Annotated in this window: 12 protein-coding genes and 1 pseudogene; 7 read left to right on the forward strand and 6 right to left on the reverse strand. The window is 63.7% G+C overall.

Annotation, left to right across the window (positions count from 1 at the left end):
• Positions 1 to 21: 21 nt before the first annotated feature.
• The 3 genes and pseudogenes from pth (at position 22) to ACIU1A_RS21425 (ending at position 2984) form a co-directional block, all read left to right on the forward strand.
• The gene (gene pth, locus ACIU1A_RS21415) at positions 22 to 735 is read left to right on the forward strand and encodes an aminoacyl-tRNA hydrolase (protein ID WP_404925223.1); all 714 of its coding nucleotides are present in this window, start codon (positions 22 to 24) and stop codon (positions 733 to 735) included.
• A gap of 95 nt (positions 736 to 830) precedes the next feature.
• Positions 831 to 1935 (forward strand): annotated as a pseudogene (gene ychF, locus ACIU1A_RS21420) (redox-regulated ATPase YchF).
• A 143-nt stretch (positions 1936 to 2078) separates the two neighbouring features.
• On the forward strand, positions 2079 to 2984 hold the full coding sequence (locus tag ACIU1A_RS21425; protein ID WP_404927986.1) for a DMT family transporter: 906 nt from the start codon (positions 2079 to 2081) through the stop codon (positions 2982 to 2984).
• Positions 2985 to 3007: 23 nt separating this feature from the next.
• Here the strand turns inward: ACIU1A_RS21425 and guaD are convergent, their stop codons facing one another.
• The gene (gene guaD, locus ACIU1A_RS21430; RefSeq protein WP_404925224.1) at positions 3008 to 4372 is read right to left on the reverse strand and encodes a guanine deaminase; all 1365 of its coding nucleotides are present in this window, start codon (positions 4370 to 4372) and stop codon (positions 3008 to 3010) included.
• Between the two features lie 135 nt (positions 4373 to 4507).
• Here guaD and ACIU1A_RS21435 point away from each other — a divergent pair, with 135 nt between their 5' ends.
• The 4 genes from ACIU1A_RS21435 to ACIU1A_RS21450 all read left to right on the forward strand — a co-directional run bounded on the left by ACIU1A_RS21435 (position 4508) and on the right by ACIU1A_RS21450 (position 8136).
• Complete coding sequence (locus tag ACIU1A_RS21435) at positions 4508 to 5842, forward strand: uracil-xanthine permease family protein (protein ID WP_140516904.1); 1335 nt, start codon at positions 4508 to 4510, stop codon at positions 5840 to 5842.
• Positions 5843 to 6108: 266 nt separating this feature from the next.
• Positions 6109 to 7083, forward strand: a complete 975-nt coding sequence (corA, locus tag ACIU1A_RS21440; RefSeq protein WP_140624154.1) for a magnesium/cobalt transporter CorA — start codon at positions 6109 to 6111, stop codon at positions 7081 to 7083.
• Positions 7084 to 7207: 124 nt separating this feature from the next.
• Positions 7208 to 7678, forward strand: coding sequence for a MaoC family dehydratase (locus ACIU1A_RS21445; RefSeq protein WP_404925225.1), 471 nt, complete (start codon positions 7208 to 7210; stop codon positions 7676 to 7678).
• A complete protein-coding gene (locus ACIU1A_RS21450; protein WP_140556099.1) occupies positions 7675 to 8136 on the forward strand; it encodes a MaoC family dehydratase in 462 nt (153 codons plus the stop codon). Before ACIU1A_RS21445 ends, ACIU1A_RS21450 begins: the two co-directional genes overlap by 4 nt.
• A 36-nt stretch (positions 8137 to 8172) precedes the next feature.
• On the opposite strand, the gene ACIU1A_RS21455 is transcribed toward ACIU1A_RS21450, so the two are convergent.
• The 5 genes from ACIU1A_RS21455 to petA all read right to left on the reverse strand — a co-directional run bounded on the left by ACIU1A_RS21455 (position 8173) and on the right by petA (position 13020).
• Positions 8173 to 8718 (reverse strand): adenine phosphoribosyltransferase, encoded by a 546-nt coding sequence (locus tag ACIU1A_RS21455; RefSeq protein ID WP_404925226.1) that lies wholly within the window; start codon positions 8716 to 8718, stop codon positions 8173 to 8175.
• A gap of 191 nt (positions 8719 to 8909) precedes the next feature.
• Positions 8910 to 10055 (reverse strand): alpha-hydroxy-acid oxidizing protein, encoded by a 1146-nt coding sequence (locus tag ACIU1A_RS21460; protein WP_404927987.1) that lies wholly within the window; start codon positions 10053 to 10055, stop codon positions 8910 to 8912.
• A gap of 186 nt (positions 10056 to 10241) precedes the next feature.
• Positions 10242 to 11114, reverse strand: coding sequence for a cytochrome c1 (locus tag ACIU1A_RS21465; RefSeq protein WP_140524913.1), 873 nt, complete (start codon positions 11112 to 11114; stop codon positions 10242 to 10244).
• Between the two features lie 27 nt (positions 11115 to 11141).
• A complete protein-coding gene (locus ACIU1A_RS21470; RefSeq protein ID WP_140496035.1) occupies positions 11142 to 12443 on the reverse strand; it encodes a cytochrome b N-terminal domain-containing protein in 1302 nt (433 codons plus the stop codon).
• Between the two features lie 16 nt (positions 12444 to 12459).
• Positions 12460 to 13020 carry a ubiquinol-cytochrome c reductase iron-sulfur subunit gene (gene petA / locus ACIU1A_RS21475; protein WP_140496036.1) on the reverse strand — a complete coding sequence of 187 codons (561 nt, stop codon included), beginning with the start codon at positions 13018 to 13020 and terminating at the stop codon, positions 12460 to 12462.
• Positions 13021 to 13238: the final 218 nt, after the last annotated feature.

Here is a 13238-nt window from a genome sequence, read left to right on the forward strand (position 1 = left end):
TTTTCACGCCCGGAGCTGACGATGCCGCTTGTCTTTGCAGGCCTCGGCAATCCGGGCGCGAAATATGCCGCCAACCGGCACAATGTCGGCTTCATGGCGGTGGACGCGATCGCCCGCCGCCACTCCTTTTCGCCCTGGTCTAAGAAATTCCAGGGATTGATCGCCGAGGGCACGCTCGGCGGTGAAAAGATCATCCTGATCAAGCCGCAGACCTTCATGAACCTGTCCGGCCAGTCGGTCGGCGAAGCGCTGCGCTTCTACAAGCTTGGCCCCGGGGCACTGACCGTCTTCTACGACGAGATCGACCTTGCCGAAGGTAAGCTGCGCATCAAGACCGGCGGCGGCGCCGGTGGCCACAACGGCATCCGCTCGATCGACGGCCATGTCGGCAACGCGTATCGGCGTGTGCGCATCGGTGTCGGCCATCCCGGCGTCAAGGAGATGGTGCAGCATCATGTACTCGGCGATTTCGACAAGGCCGACCGCGACTGGCTGGAGCCGCTGCTCGACGCGATCGCCGACAACGCGGCGATGATCGTCAAGGGCGACGAATCCGGCTTCATGAACAAGGCCGCCCTCGCCGTTCAGGGCAAGGCCGGCGTGGAACCGGAAAAGCCGGCGCCCAAGCAGCAAAGCCACATCCGCCAGGCACGGCCGCAACAGGCGCCCGCCAAGCTGCCGGAGAGCGGCCCGATGGCCGCCATGCTGAAGAAGCTGTTCGGCAACAAGGACTGAGCTCGGGTCCATACGGCGTTACAGGGCTTGACGTTCATCACCCCTATCGCCCATAGCCCTCACCAAATCTCAAATTCCCGATAGGACCGGACAAAATGGGTTTCAAATGCGGCATCGTTGGCTTGCCCAATGTCGGCAAGTCGACGCTTTTCAACGCGCTGACGAGGACGGCCGCCGCGCAGGCCGCCAACTACCCGTTCTGCACCATCGAACCGAACACCGGCGAGGTGGCGGTGCCCGATCCGCGCCTGCAGAAGATCGCCGCGATCGGCAAGTCGAAGGAGATCATCCCGACCCGCATCTCCTTTGTCGACATCGCCGGCCTGGTGCGCGGCGCCTCGAAGGGCGAAGGCCTGGGCAACCAGTTCCTCGCCAACATCCGCGAGGTCGATGCCATCGTGCATGTGCTGCGCTGCTTCGAGGATGACGACATCACCCATGTCGAGGGCCGCATCGACCCGGTCGCCGACGCCGAGACGGTCGAGACAGAACTGATGCTCGCCGACCTCGAGAGCCTCGAACGCCGCATCGCACAATTCCGCAAGCGCGCGTCCGGCAAGGACAAGGAAGCCTTGACCGTGCTGCCGATGATGGAGGCAGCGCTTGAGCTTCTGCAGGCCGGCAAGCCGACCCGCATCCTGCTCGACGGCATCTCGCCGGAAGACCTGCGCATCCTGCAAGGGCTTGAACCTTCTGACCTCGCATCCCGTGCTCTACGTCTGCAACGTCGCCGAGGCTGACGCAGCCACCGGCAACGAGCACACCAGGGCCGTGGAGCAGATGGCCGCCGCGCAGGGCGCACGCACCGTCGTTATTTCGGCCGCGATCGAAGCCGAGGTTGCGCAGCTCTCCGACGAGGAAGAGATGGAATTCCTGTCCTCGCTCGGCCTCGACGAGCCCGGCCTGAACAAGGTGATCCGCGCCGGCTACGAATTGTTGCAGCTCATCACCTATTTCACCGTCGGGCCGAAGGAGACGCGCGCCTGGACTGTGCACAAGGGCGCCAAGGCGCCGCAGGCCGCCGGCGTCATCCACACCGATTTCGAGCGCGGCTTCATCCGCGCCCAGACCATCGCCTACAATGATTTCGTCACGCTGGGCGGCGAAGTAGCGGCCAAGGAAGCCGGCAAGGCGCGCGACGAAGGCAAGGAGTATGTCGTCCAGGACGGCGACATCATGCTGTTCAAGTTTAATACGTGATCCTTCGGTCATCTCCGCAGGGACCACAGGCCGGAGTGTGAACAGACCAGGCCGGGTCGCATTCCCGACAGGGTAAGGCCGTGCACGGGCTGCCCTCGCTAGGCCTTTCCGCTATTGGCTCAGTGAACGCGGAAGGGGACCATATGAAAAGGACCATCCCGACCCTGATCGGTTTCTCGGCCATTCTGACCTGGTCGTTCCTCGCGCTGCTTTCGACCGCCGCGGGGCCGATCCCGCCCTTTCAATTGGCGGCAATGACGTTTCTGCTGGGAGGCTCAGTCGGGGCGGCCAGCTGGATTGTCCGCCCGTCGGCGCTCAAGTCGCTGCGGCAGCCATGGCAGGTCTGGGCAATCGGCACGGCAGGGCTGTGCATCTATCACTGCGCGTACTTTTTCGCCATCCAGTCCGCCCCGCCCGTCGAGGTGAGCCTGATTGCTTATCTCTGGCCATTGCTGATCGTCGTCTTCGCCGCTTTCCTGCCGGGAGAGCGGCTGAGGTCTCACCACATAGCCGGTGTGATGCTCGGCCTGGCGGGTGCCATCGTCGTCATCACCAAGGGCGGCAGCGTGGGCCTTGCTGACGGCGTGAAGCCGGGCCACGTCATTGCCCTGTTCTGCGCCTTCGTCTGGTCCGGTTATTCCGTCCTGTCGCGCCGTTTCGGCCAGGTGCCGACCGATGTGGTGGCGGTGTACTGCCTGATCACCGCGGCCGTGGCCTTCACTCTCCATCTCGCGCTCGAGATCACTGTCTGGCCGCAGACAATGACGCAATGGAGCGCTATCGTCATTCTAGGCGTGATACCGCTCGGCGCCGGCTTCTACGCATGGGACTATGGCTGCAAGCATGGAGACATCATGATCCTGGGCGCGCTTTCCTATGCCGCGCCGCTGTTCTCGGTGATCTTGCTGCTGCTGGCCGGATTCGGTATCTTTCACTGGTCTGTTGCGCTCGCTTGCGTCCTGATCACGGTCGGCGCGGTGATCGCTGCCAAGGACATGTTGCTGAAGGTGCAAAAACAACCTCTTGCCGAGGAACCATCGCGCGCATAGCCAGATCTGCGACTGCGACGTGGCTACTGCCCGGCCACCGTCCTTCCGCTCACCCACACCGTGGCGATGTTGGCGCGTGCCGCGTTGAGCACGATCTTCTGGAAGACATCGTCGAGCGTGTCGTCCGCCATGCTGACATGAATGTTCGAGGCCTTCGCCGTCGTGTCGATCAGCAGCGCGTCGAATTCATGGCCGACGCGAAAGCTGCCCGTCGGCAGGTCGAGCGCTTCGGCACCGCCGGCGGTGGCCAGCCAGAACGCCTCCTGATGCGTGATCGGCGCGCCGGGCGCGCCGCGCTGCGCTGCGTCCAGGCCGGCATGGACACCGCTCTGCAGCGTCCTCGAGGCTGACAGCGCATGCCGGCAGCCGTCGAAGAGCGACGGGCTGTAGCCGCCGGAAATGTCCGTCCCGAGCCCGACATGCATGTGCCGGTCAAGCGCGTCGCGCAGCGGAAACACCGCATTGGCGAAATAGAAATTGGACAGCGGGCAATGCGCGACCCCAGCCCCCTTCCCCTTGATGAGGTCCATATCCCGCCCGTCGATGAAGTTCGAATGCGCCAGGATGGTGTGGCGCGTCAGCAGGCCAAAACCGTCGAGGCTCGCCGCGTCGGTGCAGCCAAAGCGCGTCTCGACGAATTGCCTTGCCCAATCGCTCTCCGAGCAATGTGTCTGCACGTGGCAGCTAAATTCCGTTGCGAGTTCGCCCAGGCCTTGCAGCGCCGCATCCGTGCAGCTTGGGATGAAGCGCGGCGTGATCACCGGCCGGACCAGCGGTCTTTCGCCGGTATCCAACGATCTGACCGCCTCGATGAAGCGTCTGGTGTCGGAAATGGCGCTTGCCGCGTCGGCATCGCGATAGAAAGACGGGCACTGCTCGGGATCGTCCATCGCCACCTTGCCGACCAAAGCGCGCTGGCCCTTTTCGAGGCATATCTCGGCAAGCGCCAAGCTGGCCTCGACATGGACGGTGGCAAAATAGAGCGCCGTGGTGGTGCCGTTGGCGAGAAGATTGTCGACCAGGTCGGCATAGACCTCGCGGGCGTAGCCGGTGTCGGCATAGCGCGCCTCGAGCGGAAACGTATATTTTTGCAGCCAGACCTCGAGCGGCACGTCCAGTGCCTTGCCCATTTGGGGCCATTGCGGCGCGTGGATGTGCAGGTCGATCAGGCCGGGCAGCAGGAACTGGCCTTCGCCGAGCTCCACTAGGCTGCCCGCCTGGCGGGCATCGGTCTTCCTCGCCGCGTATTCGGGATGGCCGGGTGCGAGAATCTCCGCGATCCGTCCCTGTGCATCGATGCTGAACAGATGGTCCTTCAGCACCTCCAGCCGGCGGCGCTCCGGCGTGTGGAAGGCGGTGCCAAGCAGCGTGAAGGCCTCTCTTGTCATGGATCGCTCCGGTTGCGCTGGCGCGTGTGGCCGTTATTGCATGGCGCGCAAGAAAACAGTTGGCAAACCTTTGCGCCGCTGTCCTTTGGCGCCGACTGATCCCATGATCGGCCGGGAAATTCCAGAGGGGACATCATGGAACGCACTGCACCGGAAATCACTTTGATTGCTCAGCCGGACGATCCGCTGCCACTGGGCAAGGCCGCCCTGCTCGGCCTCCAGCACGTGCTGGCGATGGATGTTTACATCGTGCCGTTCATCATCGCATCGGTCCTGGCCTTCAGCGCGGGTGATGCCGGCGCCTTCATCCAGTCGGCTTTCGTCGCGGCGGGCATCGCCACCCTGATCCAGTCGCAGCTTCTGATGCGCCTGCCGGTGGTGCAGGGGCCGTCCTTTGTGCCGATTGGCGCGGTGCTGGCTATCGCCTTCGGCGCCGGCGGCGGCATTGCCGGTCTTTCCGCGGTGATCGGAGCGCTCATTCCCGGCGCCATACTGGTCATGCTGCTCGGTTCGCCCACGGGAATCTTCCATCGCTTGGTGGACCGCTTTGTTCCGCCCATCGTCGGCGGCGCCATCATCATCGTCGTCGGCATCGCGCTGATGCCGGTCGCACTCCGCGAAAGCGTGTTCGCGGTCCACGGCACGGCCACCGTCGGCGGCAATATCATCCTTGCCTTTGTTGCGGCGGCGGTGCTCGTCGGCTGCATGCTGACCGGCATGGCACTCGGCGCGAAGGGCGCCTGGCTGCGCCTGCTCTCCGTAATCATCGCACTTGTGGCCGGCTGCGTGGCCGCCGCCTCCATGAGCCAACTCAACATGGGAGCGGTCTCCGAGGCGACCTGGTTTTCGATGCCGCGCATCGCCTTCCTCAATCTTGACGTGACGTTCTCGCTCTCTGCGACGCTCACGATGCTCATCGTCTATATCGTGGTCCTCGCCGAAACCACCGGCACCTGGTTCGCGGTCGGCGCCGTCATCGACAAGCCCCTGTCGAACGAACAGCTCGACAGGGGCGCCACCGGCGAAGGCCTCGGCTGCCTGGTCAGCGCACTGCTTTGCAGCACCCCGGTAACCGGCTATTCGTCGAATGCCGGCATTATCGCCATCACCGGCATCGCCAGCCGCGCCGCTTTCGCCGCGGCAGGCATCTTCCTGGTCCTGTTCGGACTGATCGGCAAACTGTCGGCGGTGATCGCCTCGATCCCGGGCCCGGTCATCGGCGGCGTGTTCGGCGTGCTCTGCGTCGTCATCGCCATGAACGGGTTCCGCGTCGTGCGCGGCACGCCGCTGACGGAAAGGAACATGCTGGTCGTCGGCCTGCCGATCCTGATGGCCCTGTTTGCTACGCTTGCGCCGCCGGATTTCGTCAAGACGCTTCCCGATATCGTGCAGTACATTCTGGGCTCGTCCATCGCCTTTGGTGCCGTCTGGGCCATCGTGCTGCACCAGATCCTGCCGAGCGCCCGATAGGGGCATTCGCAGGCCGGCCCCCGCGGGTCCGGCCTGCTCTCCACGATAAGCCCGAAGCGCGGTCGATGACCCGACCCGTCGAAGCTTTCATGCTGCCGGCTGCTCGACGAATTTTCTGAGCGCCCTTGGTGTCGGCCCCAAGTCCGGCTTGTCTTGATTTTGTCATGCGGCAAGTCTAAGCGGCGGGCACAGGCTCGGCGCACGAAGAGCCGTGCGATCCGATGCGACGCAGCAATCCGAACGCTTTCCGGCAGGGAGATCTGGCGATGATCAAGGCTTTCGTCGTGGACAATGATCGCCTGCGTCTCACAGACGATCTCCTGGGCAATGGCGACAAGGTCGTCTGGGCCGATCTCTTCAATCCGACCAAGGACGAAGAGGCAACAATCGAGAATTGGCTCGGCATCGCCATTCCGACCCGCGAGGAGATGGAGGAGATCGAGATTTCCAGCCGCCTCTATATCGAGGACGGCGCCTACTTCATGACCGCCACCTTGCCCGCCCAGACCGACGTCGACGATCCCCTGATCTCGCCGGTCACCTTCGCGCTCGCCGGCAATAGGCTGGTCACCGTGCGCTATCACGAACCGAAAGCGTTCAAGACCTTCCCTTTGCGCGCCGAGAAGGTGGCGACCGGCTGCACCAGCGGCGACACCATCCTGATCGGCCTGCTGGAAGCGATCGTCGACCGGCTCGCCGACATCCTCGAGCGCGCCGGCCGCGACGTCGAAGCGATCTCGCGCGACATTTTCGAGGCGCGATCGACCAAGGTGTCGAAGCGCAACCGTGATTTCCAGGAACTCTTGAAGGGCATCGGCCGCAAGGAGGACATCGCTTCCTCCGTGCGCGACAGCCTGATCTCCTTGCAGCGGCTGGCCGGCTTCCTCGCCCATGTCGCGACCCAGGCCAAGATGAGCAAGGACGTCCGCGCCCGTATCAAGACCTTGTCGCGCGACGTGCTTTCTCTTGCCGACCACGCCACCTTCCTGTCGCAGAAGATCTCCTTCCTGCTCGACGCCACGCTCGGCATGATCTCGATCGAGCAGAACGCCATCATCAAGATCTTCTCGGTCGCCGCTGTCATCTTCCTGCCGCCAACGCTGGTCGCCTCGATCTACGGCATGAATTTCGACGTCATCCCCGAGCTCAAATGGGAGCTCGGCTATCCGTTCGCGATCGCCATGATGGTTCTGTCGGCGATCCTGCCCTTCTGGTATTTCCGCCGCCGCGGCTGGTTATGATCACAACGGCCGGCCGGGCGCCCGCGGCTGGCTCACCAGAAAGGGCTTGACCAAACGCCGTCCGGCCTGCATCCGGGTTTGCCGATCCATGTGGATCGCACGTTCTGCAACCGGATTCCACGCCATGACTGGAAAGACATGGGCCTATGAGGACTTCGTCGAAGGAGCCTCGTTCGACCTCGGCACCAAACAGGTGAGCGCGGCCGAGATCATCGAGTTCGCCAGCGAATTCGATGCCCAGCCGATGCATCTCGACGAGGAGGCCGGCAAGGCAAGCATCCTGGGCGGCCTCTCGGCCTCGGGCTGGCATACCTGCGCCATGTTCATGCGCATGCTATGCGATGCCTTCCTGCTGGACTCGACCTGCCAGGGCGCGCCCGGCGTCGATCAGGTCAAATGGAAGAAGCCGGTGCTGGCCGGCGACACGCTCAAGGGCAGCCTCGTCGTCCTCGCCAAGCGCCCTTCGAAATCGAAGCCGCAGCTCGGCTTTGTGACCATGCGCAGCGAACTGATCAACCAGCGCGGCGAAAGCGTGTTCGAGCTCGAGAATTCCGTCATGTTCCTCACGCGCAATGCCGCGGGGAGCCTTGCATGACGCTGGACGAATTTTTCCGCGTCGGCACCACCGTCACGCTGGGCTCGCATACGTTCGAAGCCGAGGCGATCAAGGCCTTCGCCCGCAAATACGACCCCCAGGTCTTCCACGTCGATGAGGACGCCGCGAAGAAGAGCGTGCTGGGCGGGCTCTGTGCATCCGGCTGGCATACCGCCGCCACCTGGATGAAGCTCAACCTCGAAACCCGCATGGGCGCCGAATGGAGCGGCCCTGGCCCGACGCCCGAATTCGGCCCCTCGCCCGGCTTCAAGAACCTGAAATGGTTGAAGCCGGTCTATGCCGGGCAGACCGTGACCTTCACCCGCACCGCTCTTTCCCACCGCGCGATCGCCTCACGTCGGGGCTGGCGGGTGCTGACCTTGCGCTCGGAAGCCTTCGATTCGACCGGCGACAAGGTACTGGAATTCGAGAGCGCCGTGCTGGTTAAGGTGGAATAGGCGCCTCTCCCCAGGGGAGAAGGAAGAACTGTTCTCTCAATGCCCCTCGAACCCGATCAGCGTCCGCACTGGCACGCCGAGCGCTTCCAGCTTGGCGCGGCCGCCGAGATCCGGCAGGTCGATGACGAAGCAGGCGGCAAGGATATCGGCGCCGATCTGGCGCAGGAGATTCACCGCCGCTTCCGCCGTGCCGCCGGTGGCGATCAGATCGTCGACCAGGATCACTTTCTCGCCCGGCGACACGCCGTCCTTGTGCATCTCCATCTCGTCCAGCCCGTATTCCAGGCTGTAGGCGACGCGCACTGTCTCATAAGGCAGCTTGCCTTTCTTGCGGATCGGCACGAAGCCGGCGGAGAGCTGATGGGCGACGGCGCCGCCGAGGATGAAGCCGCGCGCTTCGATGCCGGCGATCTTGTCGATCTTCTCGCCGGCATAGGGATGCACCAGCTCATCGATGGCGCGGCGGAAAGCGCGCGCATTGCCAAGCAGCGTGGTGATGTCGCGGAACAATATGCCGGGCTTGGGATAGTCCGGAATGGTGCGGATGGCCGCCAGCAGCGTGTCTTCGATCGAAGGTTTCATGAGGCGGCTCCGGGTGGTCCAGGTTCGCCGGAAAGGCGTGAAATGGCGCAGCGCCAAATCCTAACCCGGCGCGACCGACAACGGCTAGCGCGATGTGGCGGCCGAGACAAGCGCATCCGGCGAAAGGGGCACATACGTCCAAAGGCTTGCCTCTGCCCGCGCTGCGATCTTTCGCATCGAAGCAATGGCCATCACCGAAAACGCAAATTCTGGCGGGTCAATTGTTCGATCGAGCTGCACCCCATCAGCTTCATGCCGCGTTCGATCTCGATGCGCATCTGTTCGAGTGCGCGTTCGACGCCAGGCTGGCCCGCCGCCGCCAGCGGAAACAGATAGTAGCGTCCGACGCCGACGGCCTTGGCGCCAAGCGACAGCGCCTTGAGCAGATGCGTGCCGCGCTGCACGCCGCCATCCATGATGACGTCGATCTGGTCGCCGACCGCATCGACGATCTCGGCGAGCTGGTCGAAAGCCGCGCGCGAACCGTCCAGCTGCCGGCCGCCATGGTTCGACAGCACGATGCCCTTGCAGCCGATCTCGACGGCGCGCCTGGCATCCTCCACCGACATGACGCCCTTGAGGCAGAACGGTCCCGGCCAAAGCCTCACCATCTCGGCGACGTCGTCCCACGTCATCGACGGATCGAGCATTTCGGTGAAGTAGCGGCTGATCGACATCGTGCCGCCGCCCATGTCGACATGCTCGTCCAGTTGCGGCAGCTTGAACGCCTCATGCGTGAAATAGTTGATCGCCCAGGCAGGCTTCATCGCGAACTGCGCCATTCCCGCCAGGTTGAGCTTGAACGGAATCGCAAAACCGGTGCGCTTGTCGCGCTCGCGGTTCCCCCCGGTGATGCTGTCGACGGTCAGCATCATCACTTCGACGCCGATCTCCCGTGCCCGCTGCATCATCGCCCGGTTGAGGTCGCGATCGCGATGGAAGTAGAACTGATAGACCTGCGGGCCGCTGCTGATTTTTCGCACTTCCTCAAGGCTGACCGTGCCGAGCGAGGAGACGCCGAACATGGTGCCGTATTTTGCAGCGGCCCTGGCGACCGCCCGTTCGCCCTGATGGTGGAACAGCCGCTGGAGGGCGGTCGGCGAACAGTAGAACGGCATCGCCAGCTTCTGGCCCATGACGGTCACCGACATGTCGACCTCGCTCACCCCGCGCAGCACGTTGGGAACGAGATCGCAGGTTTCGAAGCTCTCGGTGTTGCGGCGATAGGTGACCTCGTCGTCCGCCGCGCCGTCGATGTAGTTGAAGATCGGCCCCGGCAGCCGCCGCTGCGCCATGCGGCGGAAATCGGAGAAGTTGTGGCAGTCGCTGAGCCGCATCATGGAACCCCAAACGCCCTATAGGCGGCAAAGCTTTCGCCGCCGTCGGGGCGTCGAATAGCAATGGCCTGCCGCGCTGCCAACCGGCTTGTTCGACAACAAAGCGATCAGCTCACGCGCCAGCCTCTTCGGCAAGCAAAAAGGGCGCTTCGCGGGCGCCCTTTTCTTAATCTCCGGCCGCGCGGCTTAGTGCGCGACGGCTTCCCAAACCTTGCGCTTGGTCATGTAGACCAGGGCGCCGAACAGGAGCAGGAACACCAGCACCCGGAAGCCGGTTTTCTTGCGGGCTTCCATATGCGGCTCAGCCGCCCACGCCAGGAAAGCGGCGACGTCGCGGGAGTACTGGTCGACGGTCTGCGGCGCGCCGTCGTCATAAGTCACCTGGCCGTCGGAAAGCGGCTTGGGCATCTTCAGCGACACGCCGGACATGAAGTACGGATTGTAGTGCGTGCCTTCCGGGATGACCATTCCAGCCGGAGGCGTCTGGTCGTAGCCGGTCAGCAGCGAGTGAATGTAGTCGGGGCCGCCGGCATCATACTGGGTGAAGATGTCGAAGACGAACTGCGGAAAGCCGCGCTCCACGCCGCGCGCCTTGGCCAGCAGCGACATGTCGGGCGGGGCTGCGCCGCCATTCGAGGCTGCCGCGGCTTCCTCATTGGCGAACGGCGCCGGGAAATGGTCCGACGGCTTGCCGGGACGGTCGAACATGTCGCCGGCGTCGTTGGGGCCGTCATGGATGGTGTACTCGGCCGCCAGCGTCTTGATCTGTGCGTCGGAATAGCCGAGGTCCGAAAGCGTGCGGAATGCCACCAGGTTCATCGAATGGCAGGCCGAGCAGACTTCCTTGTAGACCTTGAGGCCGCGCTGCAGCTGCGCCTTGTCATAGGTGCCGAACGGGCCGGTGAAGCTCCAGTCCATTTCCTTCGGTTCGTTGATCGGGAAATGCGTCGGCGCCGCCGCGTTATGCGCCTCTTCGGCCGCGGTCGCCCAGGTGCCCGTAGCCCCAAGGCCGGCGGCCACAAGGCCGATCAGCGCAAGCGAGGTGAGAATCTTTTTCATGCCAAATCCCCTTAGATTCTCTACCGCTCAGCCCTTGGTCTCAGGTGCGGCCGTGGCGCCCGCCGGATGCCCGCTGCCGCCCTTGTTCTTCTCGAGCACCGCCTCGGTGATCGAGTTCGGCAGCCTGCGTGGCGTCTCGATCAGGCCGAGCACCGGCATGATGATCAGGAAGAAGGCGAAGTAGAACAGCGTCGCCATCTGCGCCATGAACACGTAGCTGCCTTCCGCCGGCTGCGAGCCCAGCCAGCCAAGCAGGATGGCATCGGCCACGAACAGCCAGAAGAACAGCTTGTACCAGGGCCGGTAGACCGCCGAGCGCACCTTGGAGGTGTCGAGCCACGGCACCAGGAACAGCATGGCGATGGCGCCGAACATGCACAGCACGCCGCCGAGCTTGGAGTTGATCGGCCCGATGTTGAAGGTGATGGCGCGCAGGATCGCGTAGAACGGCAGGAAGTACCATTCCGGAACGATGTGGGCCGGCGTCTTCAGCGGGTTGGCGACCGTGTAGTTGTCGGGGTGGCCGAGATAGTTCGGCAGGTAGAAGACGAAATAGGCGAAGAAGAACAGGAACACGATCATGCCGAACGCGTCCTTGATGGTCGCGTAAGGGGTGAAGGCGACGGTGTCGGTCTTCGACTTCACCTCGATGCCGGTCGGGTTCGACTGGCCCACCACGTGCAGCGCCCAGATGTGCAGCACGACCACGCCGGCGATCATGAACGGCAGCAGGTAATGCAGCGCGAAGAAGCGATTGAGGGTCGGATTGTCGACCGCGAAACCGCCGAGCAGAAGCTGCTGGATCCAGTCGCCGACCAGTGGAATGGCGCTGAAGAAGCCGGTGATGACGGTGGCGCCCCAGAAACTCATCTGGCCCCACGGCAGCACGTAGCCCATGAAGCCGGTCGCCATCATCAGGAGGTAGATGATGCAGCCGAGGATCCACAGCAGCTCGCGCGGCGCCTTGTAGGAGCCGTAATAGAGGCCGCGGAAGATATGGATGTAGACCGCGACGAAAAAGAACGACGCGCCGTTGGCATGCATGTAGCGCAGCAGCCAGCCGGAATTCACGTCGCGCATGATCTTTTCGACTGAATCGAAAGCGAGATTGGTGTCGGACGTGTAGTGCATGGCCAGCACGATCCCGGTCAGGATCTGCGCCACCAGCATGATCGACAGGATGCCGCCGAAGGTCCAGGCATAGTTGAGGTTGCGCGGCACCGGATAGGCGACGAAGCTGTCATAGATCAGCCGCGGCAGAGGCATGCGCGCATCGAACCAGCGCTCGATACCGGTCTTGGGCGTATAGGTCGAGTGTCCCTCGCTCATCGAAATATCCCCTGCCTCAACCGATAAGGATCTTGGTATCGGAAATGAACTTGAATACCGGCACAGCCATGTTCTCGGGCGCCGGGCCTTTGCGGATGCGGCCGGCGGTATCGTATTGCGAACCGTGGCACGGGCAGAACCAGCCGCCGAAATCGCCTTCCTGGCCGAGCGGAATGCAGCCCAGATGCGTGCAGACCTGAACCATCACCATCCAGGCTTCCTTGCCGGGCGTGGTGCGGTTGGCGTCGGTCGCCGGCGCGTCGGCCGGCAGGTTGGCGTTGCGGGCGATCGGATCCTTGAGATCGGCGAGATTGACGGCCTCGCCGTCCTTCATCTCCTTTTCGGTGCGGTTGCGCACCACGACCGGCTTGCCGCGCCACTTGACGATCAGCGACATGCCCGGCGTCAGCGAGGAGACGTCGACCTCGACCGAGGCGAGCGCCAGCGTCGAGGCATCGGGGCGCATCTGGTCGATGAACGGCCACGCGACGGCGCCCGCGCCGACCACGGCGGCCATGCCGGTGGCGACGTAGAGAAAATCTCGACGGTTGGGATCCTGGGTGTCGGTTGCGCTCACGGGTGCCTGATCCTTTCGCCTCTTCCGTGCCGGTGGCGAGCCTTGTTCCCCGCTCATTCACGCCAACCCGACAGCGCATGGCGAACAGGCTAGCGAATTCCTCCGGCATTTGGACTTCGGTTTATGCGTGAAGCCCGTTTTTGTCCAGACGGGTGAAGGCACAAGGGCAGATTGTCGCGGGGACGAAATCCGGCACCGCGCGACAAGGCGGCGGATGA

This window comes from Mesorhizobium maamorense (assembly GCF_044998965.1).
Taxonomy (GTDB): Bacteria; Pseudomonadota; Alphaproteobacteria; order Rhizobiales; family Rhizobiaceae; genus Mesorhizobium.